A 22764-nucleotide genomic window follows, 5' to 3' on the forward strand; every position below is an offset into this window, starting at 1 on the left:
AGACCATGCGGTCTTCGGTGTTATCCGGTATTAGCCCCGGTTTCCCGGAGTTATCCCGGTCTTGCGGGCAGGTTGCCCACGTGTTACTCACCCGTCCGCCGCTGACCAAACCAGAGCAAGCTCCGATTCGGTCCGCTCGACTTGCATGTATTAGGCACGCCGCCAGCGTTCGTCCTGAGCCAGGATCAAACTCTCCAAAGAAAGTTGATTGGCTAATTCCGCTTCGGCTCGCCGCCGCTCAGGGTCAAATCACTTTCCCTCTCGGGATGCACCACCCCTGTGGGTGAAGAACATTTGCCCGTCGCGGCAAAACGCTCGCCTCAGCTTTTCTTATGACGCTTGCGTTTTGTTTAGTTTTCAAGGAGCTTTTTCGCTGTCCCTTAATGATGACAGCTATTAGATAATAACGCATGGGCAACGAAAAGTCAACAACTTTTTTTGTTTTTTTATTGTCACAAGCAATGCTGATTGTATCATGTGGATGTTGTTTAGGCAATAGTATTTTTTGGAACTAACACTGGTCAACCTTGCACCATTTCCTCGATATAGATATCCCGCTGAACGCTTAGTGAACGCAACTGTCCGGTTTCGATGATCTTGACGATCGGCCGGACTGGCTCGTCCGGAGGGATAAACATCACTTCAGCCATTTCGCCGTTGGAGAGTTTAACGACGGCTCCTGTTTGTAGGCCGATGAGATCGTTCACCAGTGCGGCGACAGCTTCTGTACTCAGTTTGCCGAACTGCTCCCTTTGCATCGTTTCAATGGCCCGAAACGGCGACTGTTTGCGACGGTATAACCGTTCTGAAGTCATAGCGTGGTAGACATCAGCGACGGCGACGATCTGGCTGTAAGGGTGAATTCTTTCTGCTTTTACGCCGAGCGGGTAGCCGCTGCCGTCGTTTCGTTCATGGTGCTGCAGCACGGCAAGTTTTGCCCCATGATTTAGCGCAGGGATTTTTTGCACCATGCGGTAGCTGAAGACAGGGTGCTGCTTTACTTCATTGAACTCGGCTTCAGTGAGTGCTGACGGATTTGTCAAAATTCTCTTGCTTACTTTCGCCATGCCACAGTCTGCTAGCACACCGGCAAGGGCGATTTGGTGGCATTCCCCTTCGCTGTATCCAAGCTGCATGGCCAAAAAACCCGCAAGCAACCCGACGCTGACGGCATGATGGTGCAAATATTCGTCCTTTGTTGCGTAATGATGCAACATAAGCAACTCTCGTTTTTGGCCCGCCATTCGTTCAAAAAGCGGAATGATGACTCCTCTGATTTCACCGATATCAACCGGCAAACCAGCTTGCCACGATTGAAACCATGTTTTGTATCGTTGGACCGCCTCTAAGTAGAAGGCCATCGGCTGTTTGGCAGCCGCCACTGATGCGGAATCGGCGTTGGGAAATGGCTCGCCGTTGGCAAGCAATGGTTCAACATCCACTTCTTCAACGAGGAATTTTTCAAGTATGAGTAGCAACGGTTTCGTGATCACGGTGTTTTTCGGTATAATTGGACGTTTCGTCTTGCCGAGCACATCTTCAGCGATTACGCATCCTTCTCGGAGCTGGGAGCGTTTCACACGGACCATCGATTAGTGCCCCCTTTGCCTTTTTTTCTCTGTATATTTCTATCTTAACATGATTTTGGCTGCGATGACAGGCTTTTGAAGCAGAAAAAACGACGCCCCGCGCCTATAGGCGAAGCGCCGTTTCCGTTAGGCTGAATGATCTTCTTCTTTTTCCTCGTCCCTTTCTTCCTCAGGCACTTTCGCCACCGTAGAGACGCACTCATGCCCATCTTCGCCAGATAGGCGAATGAGTTTAACGCCTTGGGCGATTCTTCCTGTCCGAGAAATATCACTGACGGCGATGCGAATGAGCACACCGCCGGTCGTGATCACCATGACGTCTTCATTGCCGACGACCGTTGTCACCGCAACAACAGGACCGTTTCTATCTGTGACGTTGCACGTTTTCAATCCTTTGCCCCCGCGGCTTTGCACGCGGTATTCCGAGGCCGGGGTGCGCTTGCCGAACCCTTTTTTCGTGACGACAAGCACATCATGATGGTCTTCTAAAATTTCCATGCCGACGACTTCATCCCCGACATCAAGCGTGATCGCTTTGACTCCAGTCGCGCTGCGGCCCATCGCCCGCACGTCGGTTTCCGGAAAACGGATGAGCATGCCGTTTTTCGTACCGATGATCAAATGCTTTTTGCCATCCGTCAGCCGGACAGAAATCAGTTCATCCCCTTCGCGCAAATGGATGGCGATAAGCCCGTTGTTGCGAATATGGGCGAACGCTGAAAGCGGGGAACGTTTGGCAATTCCTTGCTTTGTCGCAAACACGAGGTAGCGTTCATCGCTAAACTCGCTTTCAATCGGAATCATGGCGTTGATCCACTCATCTTTATCGAGCTCAAGCAAGTTGATGATCGGCAGCCCTTTGGCTGTGCGGCCGAATTCTGGGATCTCGTAGCCTTTTGCCTGATACACTTTCCCTTTATTCGTGAAAAACAGCACGGTGTCATGAGTCGACGTAATGAGCAAATGTTCGACGAAATCGTCTTCCGCTGTATGCATGCCTTGCACGCCCCGTCCGCCGCGTTTTTGGCTCCGGTACGTCGATAAAGGCAAGCGCTTGATGTAGCCTTTATGAGTAAGCGTGATGACGACATGCTCTTGTGGAATTAAATCCTCGTCATCGAACTGCTCAACGGCTCCTGAAACGATTTCCGTGCGCCGCTCATCGTTGAACCGCTCCTTAATTTCGCTCAGTTCATCGCGAATGATTTGCAGTACTTTCTCTTCGTCGGCCAATACACCTCTCAGTTCGGCGATCAGACGGACAAGGTCTTGGTATTCTTGTTCGATTTTTTCCCGCTCGAGACCCGTTAACCGTTGCAGGCGCATATCCAAAATCGCCTGCGCTTGCCGTTCACTGAGCGAGAATCGCGCCATCAGCCCTTCGCGTGCCGCCTCCGTTGTCTGTGAGCGGCGGATGAGGTCGATCACTTCATCCAAATGGTCAAGGGCGATGCGCAATCCTTCCAGAATGTGAGCACGCGCCTCGGCTTTTTTCAGTTCAAACGCCGTCCGCCGGCGGATGACGGTTTTTTGATGGTTTAAATAATGCTCCAAACACTCTTTTAAGTTCAGCACTTTCGGCTCGCCGTTTACCAAAGCGAGCATGTTGATGCCAAAGCTCGTTTGCAATGCCGTATGTTTGTACAAATTGTTCAACACAACTTTCGCATTGGCATCGCGCCGCACTTCGATAACGATGCGCATGCCGCTCCGATCCGACTCGTCGCGCAAGTCGGTGATGCCGTCAATTTTTTTCTCGCGCACAAGTTCGGCGATCCGCTCGATCAGTTTCGCCTTGTTTACTTGGTAAGGGAGCTCGCTCACAATGATCGTTTCCTTGCCGTTTGGCTGTTGCTCAATTTCAGCCTTGGCGCGCAATGTAATCGAGCCGCGCCCCGTTTCATACGCCTTGCGGATGCCGCTGCGGCCGATGATTTGCCCAGCGGTTGGAAAGTCAGGTCCTGGGATGTATTCCATCAAATCGGCAACCGTCATCTCCGGATTTTGGCTTAATGCCAACAAGGCGTCGATCACTTCGCCAAGCTGGTGCGGCGGAATGTTCGTCGCCATTCCGACAGCGATGCCGGATGAACCGTTGACAAGCAAATTGGGAAACCGGGACGGCAACACGACCGGTTCTTTCTCCGAACCGTCATAGTTGTCTTGATAATCGATCGTGTCTTTGTTGATATCGCGCAAAAGCTCCATGGCAATTTTTGACATGCGCGCTTCCGTGTAGCGCATCGCTGCTGCCGCGTCGCCATCGATCGATCCGAAGTTCCCATGGCCGTCAACAAGCATGTAGCGGTAGTTGAAATCTTGCGCCATGCGCACCATCGTGTCATACACGGCGGCATCCCCATGCGGATGGTATTTCCCGATCACTTCGCCGACGATGCGAGCCGACTTTTTATACGGTTTATCGGCAGTCATGCCGAGGTCGTGCATGGCATATAAAATGCGGCGATGCACCGGCTTCAGCCCGTCGCGCACGTCCGGCAGGGCGCGCGAAACGATGACGCTCATCGCATAGTCAAGAAACGAAGAACGCATTTCCTGGCTGATGTTCACTTCGCGGATGCGCGGTTGTTCGTGTTCTGCCATTCATTCAAACCTCCCTTTAAAACCTCCTCCAGTCCGGCCCGCCCGGCCAGGCAGACGCGGACGGACGGCGGGCGCCGCTTCGCTCGCGCGCCGGGTGTCCCCGTCGGCAAGGTGAAGCGAGGAGGACGGCTGCTTCCCTCTCTTTTTAGCCTAAATGTCCAAGTTTTTCACATAACGGGCATTTTCTTCGATGAACTGGCGGCGCGGCTCGACCTTATCGCCCATTAAAATTTCAAACGTTTCATCTGCGTCAATGGCGTCTTGCAAGCTCACTTGCAACAGCGTTCTCGTTTCCGGATTCATCGTCGTTTCCCAAAGTTGCTCCGGATTCATTTCGCCCAATCCTTTATAGCGTTGAATCGTCGGTTTTGGCTGTTCCGGCAGTTCGGCAAGGATTTTCTCAAGCTGGCGGTCGTTGTAAGCATAACGCACCTGTTTTCCTTGCTCGATTTTATACAGCGGCGGCTGAGCGATATAAATGTAGCCGCGTTCGATCAATTCCCGCATATAGCGGTAAAAAAATGTTAAAAGAAGCGTGCGAATGTGGGCCCCGTCAACATCGGCGTCAGTCATGATGATGACCTTATGATAACGTGCCTTTGAGATGTCAAACTCTTCGCCAATGCCCGTGCCAAGAGCGGTAATAATCGCCCGCACCTCATTGTTCGACAAAATTTTGTCTAAGCGCGCTTTTTCCACGTTAAGGATTTTCCCGCGCAGCGGCAAAATGGCTTGGAAATGACGGTCGCGCCCTTGTTTCGCCGAGCCGCCGGCCGAATCGCCCTCGACGACGTACAGCTCGCTGATCGACGGGTCTCTTGACGAGCAGTCAGCCAGTTTGCCCGGCAAATTGGAAATTTCAAGCGCACTTTTGCGCCGCGTCAGTTCACGTGCTTTTTTCGCCGCCAGCCGCGCCCGCGCTGCCATCATGCCTTTTTCGACGATTTTTCGGGCAATCGTGGGATTTTCAAGCAAGAATGTTTCAAATTGTTCGGAAAAGACAGCATCGGTCACCGTGCGCGCATCGCTGTTGCCGAGCTTTGTTTTCGTTTGTCCTTCAAACTGCGGCGATGGATGCTTGATCGACACGATGGCCGTCAGCCCCTCGCGTACATCTTCGCCAGTCAAGTTCGCGTCATTTTCTTTAAAAATTTGCTGCTTGCGGGCGTAATCATTGATAATGCGCGTCAGCGCCATTTTAAAACCGGATTCATGTGTGCCGCCTTCATGCGTATGAATGTTGTTGACAAACGAATAAATATTGCTTGTATAGCCATCGTTGTACTGCAAGGCGATTTCTACAGCAATGCCGTCACGTTCGCCCGCGATATAAATTGGCTCCTCATGCAGCACTTCTCGCGTGCGGTTCAAATGACGGACGTATGAACGAATGCCGCCTTCGTAAACATATTCGTTTTTTCGGTTGTCAACCCGTTCGTCCGTCAGCGTAATTTTTAAGCCGCGATTTAAAAAGGCAAGCTCACGCAACCGAGCGGCCAGCGTTTCATAGTCAAATTCCGTCGTCTCAGTGAAAATTTCTGGATCCGGCTTAAAACGGGTCGTCGTTCCCGTCCGGTCTGTCTCGCCGATGATTTGCAAGTCGGTGCACGGTTCTCCGCGCTCGTACCGCTGGTAATGGATTTTTCCATCCCGATAGACGTACACTTCGAGCCATTCCGATAAGGCGTTGACAACCGAAGCGCCAACGCCGTGCAAGCCGCCGGACACTTTGTAGCCCCCTCCGCCAAATTTTCCACCGGCATGAAGGACGGTCATAATGACTTCGACGGCAGGACGCCCGGTCGCTTCGTGAATATCAACCGGAATGCCGCGTCCGTTGTCGGCGACGGTGATGCTGTTGTCTTTGCCGATCGTCACATCGATGTTTGTGCAATAGCCCGCCAACGCCTCGTCGATGCTGTTGTCGACGATTTCCCAAACGAGATGGTGCAGTCCTTTCGGCCCCGTCGAGCCGATGTACATCCCCGGACGTTTGCGGACCGCTTCAAGGCCTTCAAGCACTTGGATTTGGCTTGCATCGTACGTCTGCTTAACCCGTTGTTCCATTGTCATGCCTGATCACCTACGCTTTCTTTGCAAACGTTCAACGTCTCGCGGTCAAAAAGGAGCGGTTACCGAACCAGAACGGACTCGATAAATGGCCGCTTCTTGAATGATATCGTGCTTAATGCCGTCGATGCTTGTTGTTGTGACAAAAGTTTGCACTTTTTTCCGGATGGCATCAAGGAGGTGGGTTTGCCGAAAGTCATCAAGTTCTGACAACACATCATCAAGCAATAAAATGGGGTAATCGCCTAACTCGGAAAAGATGAGCTCAAGTTCTGCCAGCTTGACTGCTAGCGCGGTTGTACGTTGTTGCCCCTGGGAACCGAAAGTTTGCACGTTTTTTCCATTCACGAAAAACGCGATGTCATCGCGATGCGGGCCGACCAGCGTCGTTCCCCGCTGAACTTCCCGTTCCCTCATGGCGGCGAACGTTTCACTGTATGCTTCTACTATTCTCGACAATTCCGCCTTTTCTGATACGTCGACCGACGGTTCGTATCGGATACAGAGCTGTTCAGCACCGCGGCTGATTTCATAGTGGATCGGCGTCGCCCATTGCTCAAGCAGCGACAAAAACTGGCGGCGCCGCAACGTAATTTTGGCCGCCAGCAATACAAGCTGCTCAGTTAACACATCAAGCACCGCTTCATCGCTCCGCTCACGCGCCTGCATCATTTTTAAGTAATGATTGCGCTGCTGCAGCAGCTTTTGGTACTGGCTCAAATCATGTATATACACAGGCGACACTTGCCCGATTTCCATATCAACAAATCGGCGCCGCATTTGTGGACTGCCCTTGACTAAATTCAAGTCTTCGGGAGCGAACATGACGACATTCAAATGGCCGACGTATTGGCTGAGCCGTTGCTGTTCAATATGGTTGCATCTCGCTTTTTTTCCTTTTTTTGAAATCAACAGCTCAAGCGCCAACGACCCGCTTCGTTTTTCCGCTCTTCCTTCTATTTTAGCATACTCTTCATTCCAACGGATAAGGTCTTTATCGTTAGATGTGCGGTGCGATTTCGCCATGGCCAAAACATAAATGGCCTCCATCATGTTCGTCTTTCCTTGGGCATTTTCTCCTAAGATGACGTTTACGCCCTCGCTGAAATTCAGCGTTTCATACTCATAATTCCGGTAATTTGTCAACGTTAAGTTGGTCAAAAACACCGAACCTTCACCTACTCTGCTTTTACGACGACGAACGTGCCAAACGGTTCAATGTCGACCCGGTCGCCGTCTCTCAGCTTTCGCCCACGCCGGTTTTCCCGTTCTCCATTGACAAGCACGTGATGTTCCTGCAAAAACCATTTGGCTGCACCGCCAGTATCGATCAATCGCACAAGTTTTAAGAGCTGCCCCAGCGTAATTGTTTCTGTTGTAATCGTCACTCGTTGTTCCATCCTTGTCATCGCTCGCTTTCCTTGAAACTGCCTATTTTTTTATTTTACCGGAAAATCCGCCCACTCGCAAAGAAAGCCGATGAGAAGGATGGGCGTAGATATTGCCCGCCTTCTCATCGGACTTGAGAAAAAGCAGCGTTGCCGGGGGGCTTTTGCCCTTGAGCTGAATGTTTTTCGCCAATAGGAGGGCGGTGGGTCAATATGTTCTCACCGGCAAAATGAGCTGAAGCATCGAGTCGGTGTGAAGCGGACGCAGCAGGAACGGCCGCATGGCTCCAGTGAAGCTGATTTGAATGTCTGTTCCATCAAGCGCCCGCAACGCGTCCATCATATATTTCGCACTGAACGAAATGTTTAACTCTTCCCCTTCAAGGGACTCCGTTTTCAGCTGCTCCGTCACTTTCCCGATCTCTGGAGAAATCGAAGAAATTTCGAGCATTCCTCCAGGAAGCGTCGTCAGTTTCACAACGTTGTTTCTTCCTTCTCGGGCAAGCAAGGACGCTCGGTCGATTGCCTGCAAAAACTCTTTGGCATTGACGATCATGGTCGTTTTGCTTTCTGTTGGAATCAAGCGGGCCGTCTCCGGATAGTTGCCGTCAAGCAGCCGGGAAAAGAAGAGAAGATGCTCGGCCTTAAACAGCACTTGATTGGCTGTCATGACGATGTCCACTGGGTGGTTGCCGTCATCCAAAATTTTGCTGAGCTCATTAAGACTTTTTCCAGGGATGACGACGTTGTATGATACTTCATTTTCCGACTCAATTTTCACTTTGCGCATGGCTAAACGATGACTGTCGGTCGCTGTGCAGACAAGCTCGCCATGTTCGACTTTCCAGTTGACACCTGTCAAGATTGGACGCGTTTCTGATGTAGAAACGGCGAACACCGTTTGCCGAATCACGGTTTTCAATAAATCAGCCGGGATTTGAAACACGTTTTCTTCTTCGATTTGCGGCAGGCGCGGATATTCATCGGCGTTCAACCCATTGAGTCGGAATTCTGAGTGCCCGGAGCGGATGATCGTCAAAAAGTTGTCTTCCGTTTCGATTTCCACCGTTTGTTGCGGCAGTTTTTTCACGATTTCAGAGAAAAAGCGCGCCTGCAACACGATGCTTCCCGGTCTCTTTACATCGACGAGCAACTTGCCTTCTTTTTCAAGCGGAATAAACGATTCAATGGAAATGTCGGAATCGCTTCCGGTCAGCGTTACTCCCAAAGCAGTCGCTGTTAGTTTAATTCCGGTCAAAATCGGAATCGTCGTTCTTGTCGATACGGCTTTCATCACGTCTTGGACGCTTTTGGCCAATGCTTCGCGGTCAATGGAAATGTTCATGTTGCTGTTCCTCCCCATTTCTTTAGGTCGTCGGAAATAAATTATGAAAGTATAAAAATAAAAAACCGTAGTACTAGTCGTATGGCTTGTTGGTATGTGGATAAACAAAAAAAGCGAAGCAAGCACAGCCTGTCCACATGTGGATAAGCTGTGCATAAAACCGCGGCAGTTGTTCACAGTTGCTTCAGCTTTTCTTGAATCTCTTGTATGTGCCTTTGCAGCTGCGTGTCGGTTTGCAAAAGCTTTGATATTTTTTCATGAGCGTGGATGACGGTTGTATGATCACGTCCCCCAAATTCATCGCCGATTTTCGGCAACGAACAGTCGGTCAGTTCACGGGAGAGGTACATGGCAATTTGCCGAGGGAACGCGACTGATTTTGTTCGCTTTTTCGCTTTAAAATCTTCCATCTTGATGTTGAAATGTTGTCCAACAACGCGCTGAATGTCTTGAATCGTGATGACTTTTGGCTTTGCGCTTGGGATGATGTCCTTCAATGCTTCTGCTGCCAAGTCAGCGGTGATCTCTTTGTTGATGAGCGACGAATAAGCGACGACGCGAATGAGAGCGCCCTCAAGCTCGCGGATGTTCGAGTCAATTTGATTGGCGATATAAAGCATCACCTCGTTTGGAATGTCGAACCCCTCCGCCTTCGCCTTTTTGCGGAGGATGGCGATCCGCGTCTCCAAATCAGGCGGCGTAATGTCAGTGATGAGCCCCCACTCAAAGCGCGAACGCAAGCGGTCTTCGAGCGTTGGGATTTCTTTCGGCGGTCGGTCGCTGGAGATGACGATTTGCTTGCTTTCCTCATGCAGCGTATTGAATGTATGGAAAAATTCTTCTTGTGTTTGTTCTTTTCCGGCCAAAAACTGAATATCATCGATCAGTAGAACGTCAACGTTCCGGTACTTGTTGCGAAAGTCGTCAGGGCGGTTGTCTCGGATGGCGTTAATAAACTCATTCGTAAATTTCTCTGAAGATAAATAGACTACTTTCGCTGATGGGTTATGTTCAATTACGTAATGGCCGATTGCGTGCATTAAGTGTGTTTTTCCAAGTCCGACGCCGCCATAGATAAACAAGGGGTTGTATGCTTTGGCCGGGGCCTCAGCGACCGCCAATGAAGCGGCATGGGCGAACCGATTGCCGGAGCCGATGACAAACGTATCGAACGTGTATTTCGGATTTAACATGCTTTGTGGGAAATCGTTTGTCTCTTCATACGGTTTCCGTTGCTTCTTCTTAGATGACTGGAATTCTAGTTCTTCATCATCCTGATTTGGCGGAATGATAAACTTGACGGCCAATTCTTCGCCTGTGATGGCGTAGATCGTTTCCGCAATTAAATGAGAGTAGCGAGAATCAAGCCAATCTCTAGCAAACTCGTTCGGGGCTACGATGACGAGCGTGTCACCTCGTAAAGAGTGGGCTTTTGTTGATTTGAGCCAAGTCTCAAAGCTCGGCTTGCTGATTTTTCGTTCGATCTCCGCGAGCACGCGATTCCATAAGTCATGGATATTTTCCACCCGTTGCCCCTCCCTTAAAATCAGAGGATGATCATTTGTTTAAAAAATAGGTTTGTGGAAAAAGCAGAAAAAGCATATCAAGGAAAAAAGCAGCTTTTCGACAAAATCCACCGTCTGTGGGTAATGTTATTGACAATTTGTGAAAAAAGCTATCCACAATCTATCCACATTTTGTGGATAGATTTATCTTATCCACATGATTATCCATAGTGAAAACACAATAATAATAGCAAATAAAGCGGCTTGTTGCAACGGAATTTTTTTGATTATCCACAAAACGGACAGGAAGTGAAAAAATCGTTATCCACACCGTTGAACATGTGAAAAAAATGTCGATAAATGTTGTGGATTGTTGATAAGGGAGAAAAAATTTATCCACAACGTTGATCAAAGTTGGAAAAACGAAGAGGCGGTTGACATTTGCTAAGATTGTTCAATATAATGAGAAAGACTGCCCGTAACTGTTATTCCCTAGGGAGGTGTCATAGATGAAACGGACGTATCAACCGAATAGACGGAAACGCAGCAAAGTGCATGGATTCCGCGCGCGCATGAGCACGAGAAACGGCAGAAAAGTGTTGGCGCGCCGCCGCCGCAAAGGAAGAAAAGTTTTGTCTGCATAATAGGCCACTGAAGTTTCAGTGGTCTTTTTTCTCAATATTTTGCCGCCGGGAAATGAGGCAAATGGAGTGTTTTGGGAGAATGAAAAAAAAGTATCGGATCAAGAGAAACGAGGAGTTCCAGGAAGTGTTTCAGAAGGGCGTTTCAACGGCCAACCGTCAGTTTGTCATCTACACGCTTGACCGCCCGGAGCAGCCTTATTTTCGCCTTGGGCTGTCTGTCAGCAAAAAACTCGGCAAGGCTGTCGTCCGAAATCGAATCAAGCGATACATCCGCCAATGCTTCCTCGAATTGAAAGAGGAGATTATCCCTGGCAAAGACTATGTCGTGATCGCTAGGCAACCGGTGGCGGAGATGAATTATGCAGAAGTAAAAAGAAGTTTAATCCATGTGCTCCGGAAATCCGGGGGGCTGAAAAAAGGAGGCCGACCGCTGCATCCGGCTTGAAAAAATGCTCCACGCGGCAAAAAAAGGTGGTAAAATACATACGTGAACTTGTATATATGGGAGGAAAAAGAAGGTGAAAAGGCGAATCAGACTAATCATTTTGTTCGGTGTGTTAGCGGTTGTGCTGGCCGGATGCACGGAAATTCACAAACCGATCACCCCGGAAAGCAAGGGGTTTTGGAACGAGTATATCGTTTATCCACTTTCTTGGCTGATCAAATATGTCGCGGGGCTGCTCGGCGGAAGCTTTGGGTTGTCGATCATTGTCGTCACCATTTTGATCCGCCTGTTGATTTTGCCGCTGATGATCCAACAGACGCGCAACGCGAAGGCGATGCAAGCGCTTCAGCCGGAAATCGAAGCGCTCCGCAAAAAATACAGCTCAAAAGACGCGCAAACTCAACAAAAGCTCCAGCAAGAGATGATGCTCTTGTTCCAAAAGCACGGCGTCAATCCAATGGCCGGCTGTTTCCCTATTTTGATCCAGATGCCGATTTTAATTGGATTTTACCATGCCATCATGCGGACGCGAGAAATTGCCCAACATAATTTTTTATGGTTTGACCTTGGCGAAAAAGACCCGTACTACATTTTGCCGGTCATTGCCGGCGTGACGACGTTCATCCAGCAGAAAATCATGATGGCCGGCTCCGCTCAGCAAAATCCACAAATGGCGATGATGCTTTGGATGATGCCGATTATGATCGTCATTTTTGCGATCAACTTCCCAGCTGCTTTGTCGCTTTACTGGGTCGTCGGAAATATTTTCTCCATTGTGCAAACGTATCTCATTAAAGGGCCGGAGATTGCCGCCCATTCAGGAGGAGCGAAAAAGTGAAAGAAGTGACTGCGACTGCCCGAACAGTCGAAGAGGCGGTGCAGTTGGCGCTCGTGCAGCTTGGCGTGCCTCGAGAGCGTGCAGTTATTGTTGTGCTTGATGAAGGGAAAAGGGGTTGGTTTGGCTTGTTTGGCGGTCGGCCGGCGGTTGTGAAAGCCGTGCTGAAAATTGACCCGGTTGAGGAGACGGTTCGCTTTTTGCAGCAAGTCATCGCGCAAATGGGGGCGGAAGGGACAAGCATCGAAGCCGTCCGCCGCGGCAAGCAGGTGACGCTTCAGGTGCACGGGGGGCCGGTCGGTCTATTGATCGGCAAGCACGGGCAAACGTTAAACGCTCTTCAGTTTTTGGCGCAGCTCGTCGCCAACCGCCATGCTGACGAATACGTGTCGATTGCCGTCGATGTCGAAAATTACCGCGAACGAAGGGAAAAGGCGCTGGTCGAGCTGGCGCACAAACTGGCTGCCCGGGCGGTGAAGACGGGAAAAGAAGTCAGGTTGGAGCCGCTGCCGGCGCATGAACGGAAGATTATCCATGCAACGCTGGCTGACAACAAGCACGTCTTGACCTATTCTGTTGGCGTTGATCCGCACCGTTCGATTGTCGTCGCTCCGAAAATAGGCAAAATGTCGTCGAAAAAAGAGTCGCCTCGCTAAACTGGTAGAGAGGCGGCCTCTTTTTTTACGGTGTTGGCGCCGCATGGAAAATTGACGATGGAAATGGGGAAAACGCTCCAGCAAGAGCTGCTTCCAATAGGGAAACAGCGTGCAACGGTCTTTTTTGCCTATCCGTTCAGATAATTGTGAAGCAATCGCTAGTTTCCACCAACTTTTTTGACGGCCGCCGCTTCGATTTTTCAACAACCGCGTTGAGCGCGCCGTATTGTTATTCACATGTGGATAAGCTAAAATTGAACTAAGTGAATATACACAAGGGAAAAAGCGGCCAAAACGGGCTGTGGATATAGAGAAAGCGGAGTAAAGAGAGGTGAACAGCTTTGACGGAGTTTGATACGATTGCTGCCATTTCGACGCCGATGGGCGAGGGGGCGATTGCTATCGTTCGGTTGAGCGGAGATCAGGCGGTGGAGATTGCTGACCGGCTTTTCCGCAGCCCGAGCGGGAAGCGGCTCAAAGACGTTCCATCGCATACGATCCACTATGGGCATATCATTGATCCGAAAAGCGGGCGGGTCGTTGAAGAAGCAATGGTGTCTGTTATGCGCGCTCCAAAGACATTCACGCGCGAGGACGTGGTCGAGATCAACTGCCACGGTGGATTTGTTTCTGTCAATCGCGTGCTGCAGCTCGTGCTGGCAAACGGGGCGCGGCTTGCCGAGCCGGGGGAGTTTACGAAGCGGGCGTTTTTAAATGGGCGCATTGATTTATCTCAAGCGGAGGCAGTCATCGACCTGATCCGCGCCAAAACCGACCGAGCGATGAACGTTGCCTTACAGCAAATGGAGGGGCGCCTGTCAAAATTGATTCGCGAGTTGCGTCAGACGATTTTGGAGACGCTGGCACATGTTGAAGTCAATATCGATTATCCGGAATACGATGATGTCGAAGAAATGACGCCGCGTCTCTTGCGGGAGAAGGCAGAATATGTGCGCGGGCAAATTGAAAAGCTGCTGTCGACCGCCGCGCAAGGAAAAATATTGCGCGAAGGGCTGGCAACGGTTATCATCGGGCGGCCGAACGTCGGCAAGTCGTCGCTTTTGAATGCGCTCGCCCATGAAAATCGGGCGATCGTCACTGATATTCCGGGAACGACGCGCGACGTTATCGAGGAATATGTCAACGTCCGCGGCGTACCGCTTCGCTTGATTGATACGGCTGGCATCCGCGAAACGGAAGATGTCGTCGAACGGATCGGCGTCGAGCGCTCGCGGCAGATGCTGAAGCGGGCTGATTTAATTTTGCTTGTCTTGAATTATCATGAGCCAATCACCGAAGAGGATGAGCGGCTGTTTGCCATGATTGAGGGGATGGATGCCATCGTCATTGTGAATAAAACCGATTTGCCCCGGCGGATCGATATGGAACGGGTCAAGGAGCTGGCAGCCGGCCGCCCGGTCGTGACGACGTCCCTGTTGCATGAACAAGGAATTGATGAACTGGAAAAAGCGATTGCTGACCTGTTTTTTGGTGGGGAGCTGGAAGCGGGCGATTTGACATACGTTTCCAACTCTCGCCATATCGCCTTGCTCGAACAGGCGAAGACAGCGATCGAAGATGCCTTGGCCGGCATCGACGCCGGCATGCCGGTCGATCTTGTCCAAATCGATTTGCGCCGGGCATGGGAGCTGCTTGGTGAAATCATTGGCGATACTGTCCATGAGAGCCTAATCGATCAGCTGTTTGCTCAATTTTGCCTAGGAAAGTAAACGAGGAGGGAAATGCTGTATGGATTATCATGGGGGAACATATGACGTCATTGTCGTCGGCGCCGGTCATGCCGGTTGCGAAGCGGCGCTTGCTTCCGCCCGCATCGGGGCAAAGACGCTTGTCATTACACTCAACCTCGATATGATCGCGTTCATGCCGTGCAACCCGTCGATCGGCGGCCCGGCGAAAGGAATTGTCGTGCGCGAAATCGACGCTCTCGGCGGGGAAATGGCGAAAAACATTGATAAAACGTACATTCAAATGCGGATGCTAAACACCGGCAAAGGGCCAGCCGTCCGCGCGCTTCGGGCGCAAGCCGATAAAGTGCTGTACCAGCGGGAAATGAAAAAAACGCTCGAGAATCAAGAAAATTTGACGCTTCTGCAAGGAAAAGTCGAGCGGCTGATCGTCGAAGACGGCGTTTGCAAAGGTGTCATCACTCACACGGGGGCGCATTATTACGCCAAAGCGGTCGTCATTACGACCGGGACGTTTTTGCGCGGGGAAATCATCATTGGAGACATTAAATATTCGAGCGGCCCGAACAACCAACAGCCGTCGATTAAGCTGTCCGAGCATTTAGAAGAGCTTGGATTTGAGCTTGTTCGCTTCAAAACGGGCACGCCGCCGCGCGTCAACAGCCGGACGATCGACTACAGCAAAACGGAAATTCAGCCGGGGGACAAGGAGCCGCGGGCGTTTTCGTATGAGACGACAACATACATCACTGATCAGCTGCCGTGCTGGCTGACGTACACGACGGAAGAAACACACCGCATCATTGATGAAAACTTGCATTTGTCACCGATGTACTCCGGCATGATCAAAGGAACCGGACCGCGCTATTGCCCATCGATTGAGGATAAAGTCGTCCGGTTCCACGATAAGCCGCGCCATCAAATTTTCCTCGAACCGGAAGGGCGGGAAACGGAAGAAGTCTATGTGCAAGGGTTGTCGACAAGCTTGCCGGAACATATCCAGCGCAAGCTGCTCGAGACGATCCCGGGACTTGAGAAGGCGCAGCTCATGCGGGCTGGCTATGCGATCGAGTACGATGCCATCGTACCGACGCAGCTATGGCCGACACTCGAGACGAAGCTTGTGAAAAACTTGTATACCGCCGGGCAAATCAACGGCACGTCCGGCTATGAAGAAGCGGCAGGACAAGGCATCATGGCCGGCATTAACGCCGCCCATCGGGCGCTCGGCCGTGAAGAAATCATTTTAAGCCGTTCGGATGCCTATATCGGCGTTTTGATCGACGACTTGGTGACGAAAGGGACGAATGAGCCGTACCGCCTTTTGACGTCGCGCGCCGAATATCGGCTTTTGCTTCGCCATGACAACGCCGATTTGCGCCTAACTGAGCTCGGCTATCGGATCGGTCTCATTTCTGAAGAACGGTATCAAAAATTTTTGGCGAAAAAAGAGGCCATCGAACGGGAGAAAAAACGGCTGCAGACAGTGATCATCAAGCCAACGCCTGAAGTGCAGCAGGTCATTCGCGAAGCGGGCGGAAGTGAATTGAAAGACGGCATCCGCGCCGCCGATTTGCTCCGGCGTCCGGAGATGACGTACGAGCACATCCGACAACTGGCGCCGGCTGACGAAGAGATCGCTAAAGAAGTGGCCGAACAAGTCGAAATTCAAATCAAATATGAAGGCTACATCCAAAAATCGCTGCAAGAAGTTGAGCGGCTCAAAAAAATGGAAAACAAAAAAATTCCGGAAGATATCGACTACGATGCGATCCAAGGTCTTGCAACCGAGGCGCGGCAAAAGCTCAAACAGGTGCGCCCGCTCTCAATCGCCCAAGCGTCGCGCATTTCCGGCGTCAACCCGGCTGATATTTCGATCTTATTAGTGTATTTGGAACAAGGAAGAATCGCGCGCGTGTCGAATGAATAAACCTTGAGGGAAAGGAATGGCTTATGGAGGCGACACAATTTCAAGCCATGCTTGATGAGAGGGGAATCTCCCTCTCGTCCCGGGCGCTTGCGCAGTTTGAGCGCTATTATGAACTGCTCGTTGAGTGGAATGAGAAGATGAATTTGACCGCCATTACGGACAAGCACAGCGTCTATGTCAAACATTTTTTCGATTCCTTGTCTCCGGCGTTTTACTACGATTTTTCGGTTTCGCTTGCGCTTTGCGACGTCGGTGCCGGGGCGGGATTTCCGAGCATTCCGCTGAAAATATGTTTTCCGCATTTGCGCGTTTCCATTGTTGATTCGCTGCAAAAACGCATCCGTTTTTTAGAGCATCTGATCACGGAGCTCGGACTTGCGGACGTGGCCCTTTACCACGAACGCGCTGAGACGTTCGCCCGTCAAAAGGGAATGCGCGAGTCGTTTGACGTTGTGACAGCTAGGGCCGTAGCGCGCATGCCGGTGCTTGCCGAACTTTGCCTTCCGCTTGTGAAAATGGGCGGCACATTCATTGCGATGAAAGCTGCTTCGGCGCCCGAGGAGCTGAAAGAAGGAAACAAGGCGATTTCTGTGCTTGGCGGGGAAGTGACGGCGGCGGAAACGTTCACGCTGCCGTTTGACGAAGGTGAACGAACGATTATTTTCATTCAAAAAATGAGAAAAACGCCGAACCAATACCCGCGCAAACCAGGAACGCCGAACAAACAACCGATTCAGTAGCGTCTTTGCGGGCGGCGGGGAGGGCTTTGCCGGTTGAAAGAGAGAAATAAGCTGTTTCGCTCTCCACCTTCGTCCCGCACAAAAAAACTGACCGTAAGGCGGCGTATGTCGGGCGAGACAGAGACATTTTGGCCAAGTATGTCCAAAGGTGGTGTAGGGGGATGAAGCATCCATTTTCGCGCTTGTTCAGCTTTGGAGAAAGAGAACAGGAAGAAACAGGAGAAAAACAGGAACGGGAGGAAGTTCGCCACATTCCGGTCGAAAGCATTATCCCGAACAGATTTCAGCCGCGTACGATGTTCGACGAAGAAAAGATTGATGAACTGGCGCTGACGATCCGCACGCACGGCATCATCCAGCCGATCGTTGTCCGCGAATGCGGGAACGGACGGTTTGAAATCATCGCTGGCGAGCGGAGATGGAGAGCGGTGCAAAAGCTTGGCTGGACGGAAATCCCCGCGATCATCAAAAACTTGAATGACAAAGAAACCGCCTCCGTCGCCCTCATTGAAAACTTGCAGCGTGAAGAGTTGACGCCGATTGAAGAGGCGATGGCGTACGCGAAATTGATCGAACTGCACGATTTGACGCAAGAAGCGCTTGCCCAACGGCTTGGCAAAGGACAATCAACGATTGCCAACAAGCTGCGTCTGCTGAAACTTCCGCAAGAGGTGCAAGAGGCGCTCTTGCAGCGCGCGATTACGGAGCGCCACGCGCGCGCACTGATCGCGTTGAAAGATAAAGAGAAACAGCTGAAGTTGCTGCAAGAGATCATTGACAAACAGTTGAACGTCAAACAGACGGAAGATCGGGTGTTAAAGCTGCTTGAGGCGAGGGAACGGAAGCCGAAGCCAAAGAGAAAGGCGTTCAGCCGCGATATGCGCATCGCCGTCAACACGATCCGACAGTCGCTTTCCATGGTCGAAAGCAGCGGGGTGTCCGTCCAATCTGAAGAAGAAGAATTCGATGACTACTATCAAATTACGATTCGAATCGCGAAAAAATAACGAAAGTCACCTTTTGCCTCATCAAGCGCAGCTGATGGGGTTTTTTCTTTCAGAAAACAAAGTCATTTTCCTGTTTTCATGCTAAAATAAAATGGATTGAGGAAGAGATAGAGGTAGGTGGCATCGTGGGAAAAGTCATTGCTATTGCAAATCAAAAAGGCGGGGTTGGAAAAACAACGACAGCGGTCAATTTATCGGCCTGTTTGGCGCATCTCGGAAAGAAAGTGCTGCTTGTTGACGCCGATCCACAAGGAAATGCGACGAGCGGCATCGGCATTGAGCGAGGCGATGTCGATGAATGCATTTACAATGTCATCATTGGCGACATGAAAGCAAAAGATGTCATTCGACCGACGGACATCGAAAATTTATACGTCATTCCAGCGACGATCCAGCTTGCCGGGGCAGAAATTGAGCTCGTCTCGGTCATTTCCCGCGAAATCCGGCTGAGAAACGCGATCGAGCCGCTGAAAGACAAATACGATTTCATTATTATCGACTGTCCTCCTTCGCTCGGTTTGCTGACGCTTAATGCGTTGACAGCAGCCAATTCCGTGCTCATCCCTGTCCAATGCGAATATTATGCGTTAGAAGGGCTTAGCCAGTTGCTTAACACGATCCGGCTTGTGCAGCGGCACTTAAACTATGATTTGCGCCTTGAAGGCGTTCTGTTGACGATGCTTGATGCAAGGACAAATCTAGGTTTGCAGGTCATTCAAGAAGTCAAAAAGTATTTCCGCGAAAAAGTGTACCAGACGATCATCCCGCGAAACGTGCGGCTGAGTGAGGCGCCAAGTCATGGCAAGCCGATCATTTTGTATGATGTGAAATCACGGGGGGCGGAAGTGTATTTAGAACTGGCGAAGGAGGTGCTTGAACGTGGCTAAAGGTCTCGGCAAAGGCATCAATGCGCTGTTTGACAACCTTTCTCTCAAGGAACTTACTGGGAAAGAGGAAATGGTGCGGGAAGTAAGCATTCACGACCTTTATCCAAATCCGTACCAACCGCGGAAAACATTTCATCCTGAGGCGATTGAGGAGTTGAAACAATCGATTTTGCAGCACGGCATTTTGCAACCGCTCATCGTCCGCCGTGTACCGAATGGATTTGAAATTGTCGTTGGCGAACGGCGCTACCGGGCGGCGAAAGAGGCGAATTTGTCGTCGGTGCCGGTCGTGGTTCGCGAGTTGACGGACGAGCAAATGATGGAGTTCGCCCTTCTTGAAAACTTGCAGCGCGAGGATTTGAACCCGATCGAGGAAGCAATGGCGTACAAAATGTTGATGGACAAGCTGCACTTAACCCAGGAGGAAATCGCGAGCCGCGTTGGGAAGAGCCGTCCTCATATCGCCAATCATTTGCGTTTGTTGTCTCTTCCTTCAGATGTGCAAAAGCTGCTCATTGACGGCACACTCTCGATGGGGCATGGCCGCGCGCTTTTAGGGCTGAAACAAAAAAGCAAAATGAAACCGATCGTGGAACGTGTGATTCGCGAAGGACTGAACGTCCGCCAGCTTGAAAAGCTGATCCAGCAAGCGAACGAAAATGTTTCACGTGAAACATCGAAACGAAAACAGCCGGAAAAAAGCGTGTTTATTCGGGAAAGCGAATCGCTGTTGCGTGAAAAATTTGGGACGAACGTCACGATTAAACAAACGAGGAAAAGAGGAAAAATTGAAATTGAGTTTTTTTCTCCAGAAGATTTAGAGAGAATATTAGAACTGCTCGATGTGCGGTTCGACGAGTAAGTCGGCCCTTTGATCAAGGCCGGTTTATTTTTTTGCAGGAGAGGGTTGGACATCATGGTGTTATTAGGAACGATTGTCAACGGAGCGAGCATTATCGCAGGGGCGTTGATTGGAAAATGGCTTCGTCGTATCCCCGGACGGGTAAAGGAAACGGTGATGGGGGGGATTGGACTTGCGGTGGCGTTGCTTGGCATACAAATGGGAATGAAAAGCGAACAGTTTCTCGTTGTTATTTTCAGCCTTGTTTTCGGCGGCATTCTCGGGGAGTGGTGGAACTGGGAGGAAAAGCTGAACCGGCTCGGTCAATGGCTCGAGGTGAAAGTGGGTGGAAACGAGCAAGGAAGCATTGCGAAAGGGTTTGTCAGCGCGACGCTGTTGTTTGTCATCGGGGCGATGGCCATCGTTGGAGCGCTTGACAGCGGGCTGCGCGGCGACCATAGCGTCTTGTATACGAAATCGATTTTAGACGGTTTTGCCAGTGTCATTTTGACAACGACGCTCGGCATCGGCGTCATCTTCTCCGCCTTGCCGGTCGTTATTTATGAAGGGAGCATTGCGCTGTTGGCGACGCAAATCGAACGGTTTGTGCCGAAGGAAGTACTCGATTCGTTCATCGCCGAATCAACGGCGACCGGCGGCATTTTAATTATGGCTATTGGACTCAATATGCTCGGTTTGACGAACATTCGCGTGGCCAATTTGCTGCCGAGCATTCTCATTATGGCAGCCGCCGTTTTCATTCTTTCACTCGTTTAACGACTGGTCGTTTTGGACGGGCAGAAAAGAAATCCCCTCCTTGAACAGCTGACCAAGAGGGGAATTTGCCGCCTACCATAAATGCCGGTCTGTTGAGAGCGGAGGGGCGGCGAGCCGCTCTTTTCGAAGGATCCATCGTTCTGCCTCGTAAATGCCGTTGGCGATGGTTTTCGCCATGTTCATGACAAGGTGAAGGCGTGTATTTTGCAGAACAAAAAACTCCATAAACCCGCTCACATTGACCACCCCGGTAATATGGGCGTCGCCGACGGGAAGAAGCTGTTTGTTGACCCCGGCGCCGGGGCGGACCGGTCCTTTGGCAATCGTGATGGCGCCGACGCTTTTCAGCCGCCCAAGGCAGGCGTCGACCGCGATCATGAACGGGTCGCCATGAATGAGCCGGATCGCTTCTACCTTTTCTTCCAAATTGACGGCATGGATCGGTTCTTCGAGTGTGCCATATACGTGGAAGCGAGCCATCGGCTTCTCTTTTAGCATCGTGCCGACGAGTGGTCCAAGCGAATCGCCGGTCGAGCGGTCCGTGCCGATGCAAACGATAGCGACCGGCTGAACGAGTGGGTCGGGAAGCAGTGAGGCGACCCGCCAAGCAATCGACGACACCGCCCCTTGCTCATTGTAAAACACGCGGTCTCTTTCCTCCTTGGACGAGAAAAATATCGATGGTATGCTCATTCGCTTCACTCCTACTTTCGTTTCAAAAGTATTAACAGTATACGGAAAATAAAAGAATGATATACATTTCATGTTCGTTTTCTTGCTTTTCTTCGCGATAATGGGAGATCGGGCTACAAATCAGCGGCCGGTCTTGTTAAAATAAAAGCGCAGAACAAGAAAAAAGATTGAGGTGTCGCCAACGTTGAACACGATGGAAAAAACGATTAGCCGATTGTTCGCATTTTTGATAGATGAGAAATTATGGTTCCAGATCGGAAAAGGGGCGCTGAAGATTGTTCTTATCCTACTCATATGCGCCATCGCGGTGAAAGTATTGAACATTGCCGTTCATAACATGTTCAAAGTGCGACAGAAGGCGCCGATCCGCATTTCTGAACGAAGGGAGGCGACGCTCGTTCGGCTGCTCGACAACGTCATTACGTACGTACTATATTTTATTGCGCTCTTGATGATTTTAGATACGTTTGGCGTTCCCGTCAAAGCGCTGCTCGCCGGGGCTGGGGTCGTCGGGCTGGCCGTGGGTTTTGGCGCACAAAGCTTAGTGAAAGACATCATCACTGGATTTTTCATCATTTTTGAAGATCAGTTTGCGGTCGGCGATTATGTGCGCATCGGCAATTTTGAAGGATATGTTGAAACGATTGGGCTTCGGGTGACGAAAATTAAAAGCTGGACCGGAGAAGTGCACATTTTGCCAAACGGCAGCATCACGCAAGTGACGAACTATTCACTGCACAACAGTCTCGCTGTCGTCGACATCAGCATCGCCTATGAAGAAGACATTGAAGAGGCGGAGGAAGCCATCCGCGAGCTTCTTCCGCAGCTGCCGGCGAAGTATGAAGACATGGTTGCTCCGCCGGAATTGCTTGGCGTGCAAAATTTAGCCAGCTCGGAAGTCATATTGCGCATCACGTGCGAAACGAAACCGATGCGCCATCTGGCGGTCGCTCGGGCGATCCGCAAGGAAGTCAAAATGCTGTTGGATGAACGGGGGATCGAAATCCCATACCCGCGGCTCGTGTTGCATCGCCGCGATGGACAAGAACAGCCGGAGGCAAAGCCGCAACGGGAGCAATCGTTGTCATAGGGAGGTGGA

The 22764-nt window shown here is 50.8% G+C and carries 20 protein-coding genes and 1 rRNA gene; 12 read left to right on the forward strand and 9 right to left on the reverse strand.

Features of this window, described 5'->3' with window-relative positions; translation table 11 throughout:
• The 8 genes from ETC05_RS06750 to dnaA form a co-directional block, all read right to left on the reverse strand.
• Positions 1 to 201: ribosomal RNA gene (locus ETC05_RS06750) — 16S ribosomal RNA — on the reverse strand; the annotation flags it as partial.
• 320 nt (positions 202 to 521) lie between these two features.
• Entirely contained in the window at positions 522 to 1589 is a 1068-nt protein-coding gene (locus ETC05_RS06755; protein WP_031406389.1) for an HD-GYP domain-containing protein, read from the reverse strand.
• A 126-nt stretch (positions 1590 to 1715) separates the two neighbouring features.
• A complete protein-coding gene (gene gyrA, locus ETC05_RS06760; protein WP_171660665.1) occupies positions 1716 to 4193 on the reverse strand; it encodes a DNA gyrase subunit A in 2478 nt (825 codons plus the stop codon).
• Between the two features lie 150 nt (positions 4194 to 4343).
• A complete protein-coding gene (gyrB, locus tag ETC05_RS06765; protein ID WP_171660666.1) occupies positions 4344 to 6266 on the reverse strand; it encodes a DNA topoisomerase (ATP-hydrolyzing) subunit B in 1923 nt (640 codons plus the stop codon).
• A 45-nt stretch (positions 6267 to 6311) separates the two neighbouring features.
• A complete protein-coding gene (gene recF, locus ETC05_RS06770) occupies positions 6312 to 7430 on the reverse strand; it encodes a DNA replication/repair protein RecF (RefSeq protein ID WP_171660667.1) in 1119 nt (372 codons plus the stop codon).
• 11 nt (positions 7431 to 7441) lie between these two features.
• Complete coding sequence (yaaA, locus tag ETC05_RS06775) at positions 7442 to 7672, reverse strand: S4 domain-containing protein YaaA (RefSeq protein ID WP_084177466.1); 231 nt, start codon at positions 7670 to 7672, stop codon at positions 7442 to 7444.
• Positions 7673 to 7859: 187 nt separating this feature from the next.
• Positions 7860 to 8996: a DNA polymerase III subunit beta gene (dnaN, locus tag ETC05_RS06780; RefSeq protein WP_031406399.1), complete on the reverse strand. Its 1137-nt coding sequence runs from the start codon at positions 8994 to 8996 to the stop codon at positions 7860 to 7862.
• Positions 8997 to 9169: 173 nt separating this feature from the next.
• Entirely contained in the window at positions 9170 to 10522 is a 1353-nt protein-coding gene (gene dnaA / locus ETC05_RS06785) for a chromosomal replication initiator protein DnaA (RefSeq protein WP_031406401.1), read from the reverse strand.
• Positions 10523 to 11010: 488 nt separating this feature from the next.
• On the opposite strand from dnaA, the gene rpmH reads away from it, so the two are divergent.
• The 11 genes from rpmH (at position 11011) to ETC05_RS06840 (ending at position 20972) form a co-directional block, all read left to right on the forward strand.
• Positions 11011 to 11145 (forward strand): 50S ribosomal protein L34, encoded by a 135-nt coding sequence (gene rpmH / locus ETC05_RS06790; RefSeq protein ID WP_003253900.1) that lies wholly within the window; start codon positions 11011 to 11013, stop codon positions 11143 to 11145.
• Between the two features lie 79 nt (positions 11146 to 11224).
• Positions 11225 to 11590, forward strand: coding sequence for a ribonuclease P protein component (gene rnpA, locus ETC05_RS06795; RefSeq protein WP_031406404.1), 366 nt, complete (start codon positions 11225 to 11227; stop codon positions 11588 to 11590).
• A gap of 73 nt (positions 11591 to 11663) precedes the next feature.
• Positions 11664 to 12428: a YidC family membrane integrase SpoIIIJ gene (spoIIIJ, locus tag ETC05_RS06800; RefSeq protein ID WP_031406406.1), complete on the forward strand. Its 765-nt coding sequence runs from the start codon at positions 11664 to 11666 to the stop codon at positions 12426 to 12428.
• Positions 12425 to 13081 (forward strand): RNA-binding cell elongation regulator Jag/EloR, encoded by a 657-nt coding sequence (gene jag / locus ETC05_RS06805; RefSeq protein ID WP_031406408.1) that lies wholly within the window; start codon positions 12425 to 12427, stop codon positions 13079 to 13081. Before spoIIIJ ends, jag begins: the two co-directional genes overlap by 4 nt.
• Positions 13082 to 13422: 341 nt before the next feature.
• Complete coding sequence (gene mnmE / locus ETC05_RS06810) at positions 13423 to 14811, forward strand: tRNA uridine-5-carboxymethylaminomethyl(34) synthesis GTPase MnmE (RefSeq protein ID WP_031406410.1); 1389 nt, start codon at positions 13423 to 13425, stop codon at positions 14809 to 14811.
• A gap of 19 nt (positions 14812 to 14830) precedes the next feature.
• Complete coding sequence (gene mnmG, locus ETC05_RS06815) at positions 14831 to 16720, forward strand: tRNA uridine-5-carboxymethylaminomethyl(34) synthesis enzyme MnmG (RefSeq protein ID WP_031406412.1); 1890 nt, start codon at positions 14831 to 14833, stop codon at positions 16718 to 16720.
• 23 nt (positions 16721 to 16743) lie between these two features.
• Positions 16744 to 17460, forward strand: a complete 717-nt coding sequence (gene rsmG, locus ETC05_RS06820; RefSeq protein WP_031406414.1) for a 16S rRNA (guanine(527)-N(7))-methyltransferase RsmG — start codon at positions 16744 to 16746, stop codon at positions 17458 to 17460.
• Between the two features lie 161 nt (positions 17461 to 17621).
• Positions 17622 to 18467 carry a nucleoid occlusion protein gene (gene noc, locus ETC05_RS06825; RefSeq protein ID WP_031406416.1) on the forward strand — a complete coding sequence of 282 codons (846 nt, stop codon included), beginning with the start codon at positions 17622 to 17624 and terminating at the stop codon, positions 18465 to 18467.
• Positions 18468 to 18592: 125 nt separating this feature from the next.
• Entirely contained in the window at positions 18593 to 19354 is a 762-nt protein-coding gene (locus tag ETC05_RS06830) for a ParA family protein (RefSeq protein WP_011232953.1), read from the forward strand.
• Entirely contained in the window at positions 19347 to 20216 is an 870-nt protein-coding gene (locus ETC05_RS06835) for a ParB/RepB/Spo0J family partition protein (RefSeq protein WP_031406417.1), read from the forward strand. The genes ETC05_RS06830 and ETC05_RS06835 overlap by 8 nt, the downstream gene beginning before the upstream one ends.
• Before the next feature lie 54 nt (positions 20217 to 20270).
• Positions 20271 to 20972 (forward strand): DUF554 domain-containing protein, encoded by a 702-nt coding sequence (locus tag ETC05_RS06840; protein ID WP_171660668.1) that lies wholly within the window; start codon positions 20271 to 20273, stop codon positions 20970 to 20972.
• Between the two features lie 72 nt (positions 20973 to 21044).
• On the opposite strand, the gene yyaC is transcribed toward ETC05_RS06840, so the two are convergent.
• Complete coding sequence (gene yyaC / locus ETC05_RS06845; protein ID WP_031406422.1) at positions 21045 to 21665, reverse strand: spore protease YyaC; 621 nt, start codon at positions 21663 to 21665, stop codon at positions 21045 to 21047.
• 184 nt (positions 21666 to 21849) lie between these two features.
• Here yyaC and ETC05_RS06850 point away from each other — a divergent pair, with 184 nt between their 5' ends.
• Entirely contained in the window at positions 21850 to 22755 is a 906-nt protein-coding gene (locus tag ETC05_RS06850) for a mechanosensitive ion channel family protein (protein ID WP_171660669.1), read from the forward strand.
• The last annotated feature ends 9 nt before the right edge of the window (positions 22756 to 22764 follow it).

Origin of the sequence: Geobacillus sp. BMUD (assembly GCF_013096845.1) — a bacterium.
Classification (GTDB): Bacteria; Bacillota; Bacilli; order Bacillales; family Anoxybacillaceae; genus Geobacillus; species Geobacillus vulcani.

Bases quoted from the DNA above. Each gene is read 5' to 3' on its own strand.
- ETC05_RS06755 (WP_031406389.1), bottom strand. From the start codon at position 1,589: ATGGTCCGTGTGAAACGCTCCCAGCTCCGAGAAGGATGCGTAATCGCT.
- gyrA (WP_171660665.1), bottom strand. From the start codon at position 4,193: ATGGCAGAACACGAACAACCGCGCATCCGCGAAGTGAACATCAGCCAG.
- gyrB (WP_171660666.1), bottom strand. From the start codon at position 6,266: ATGACAATGGAACAACGGGTTAAGCAGACGTACGATGCAAGCCAAATC.
- yaaA (WP_084177466.1), bottom strand. From the start codon at position 7,672: ATGACAAGGATGGAACAACGAGTGACGATTACAACAGAAACAATTACG.
- dnaN (WP_031406399.1), bottom strand. From the start codon at position 8,996: ATGAACATTTCCATTGACCGCGAAGCATTGGCCAAAAGCGTCCAAGAC.
- rpmH (WP_003253900.1), top strand. From the start codon at position 11,011: ATGAAACGGACGTATCAACCGAATAGACGGAAACGCAGCAAAGTGCAT.
- rnpA (WP_031406404.1), top strand. From the start codon at position 11,225: ATGAAAAAAAAGTATCGGATCAAGAGAAACGAGGAGTTCCAGGAAGTG.
- mnmG (WP_031406412.1), top strand. From the start codon at position 14,831: ATGGATTATCATGGGGGAACATATGACGTCATTGTCGTCGGCGCCGGT.
- rsmG (WP_031406414.1), top strand. From the start codon at position 16,744: ATGGAGGCGACACAATTTCAAGCCATGCTTGATGAGAGGGGAATCTCC.
- noc (WP_031406416.1), top strand. From the start codon at position 17,622: ATGAAGCATCCATTTTCGCGCTTGTTCAGCTTTGGAGAAAGAGAACAG.
- ETC05_RS06840 (WP_171660668.1), top strand. From the start codon at position 20,271: ATGGTGTTATTAGGAACGATTGTCAACGGAGCGAGCATTATCGCAGGG.
- yyaC (WP_031406422.1), bottom strand. From the start codon at position 21,665: ATGAGCATACCATCGATATTTTTCTCGTCCAAGGAGGAAAGAGACCGC.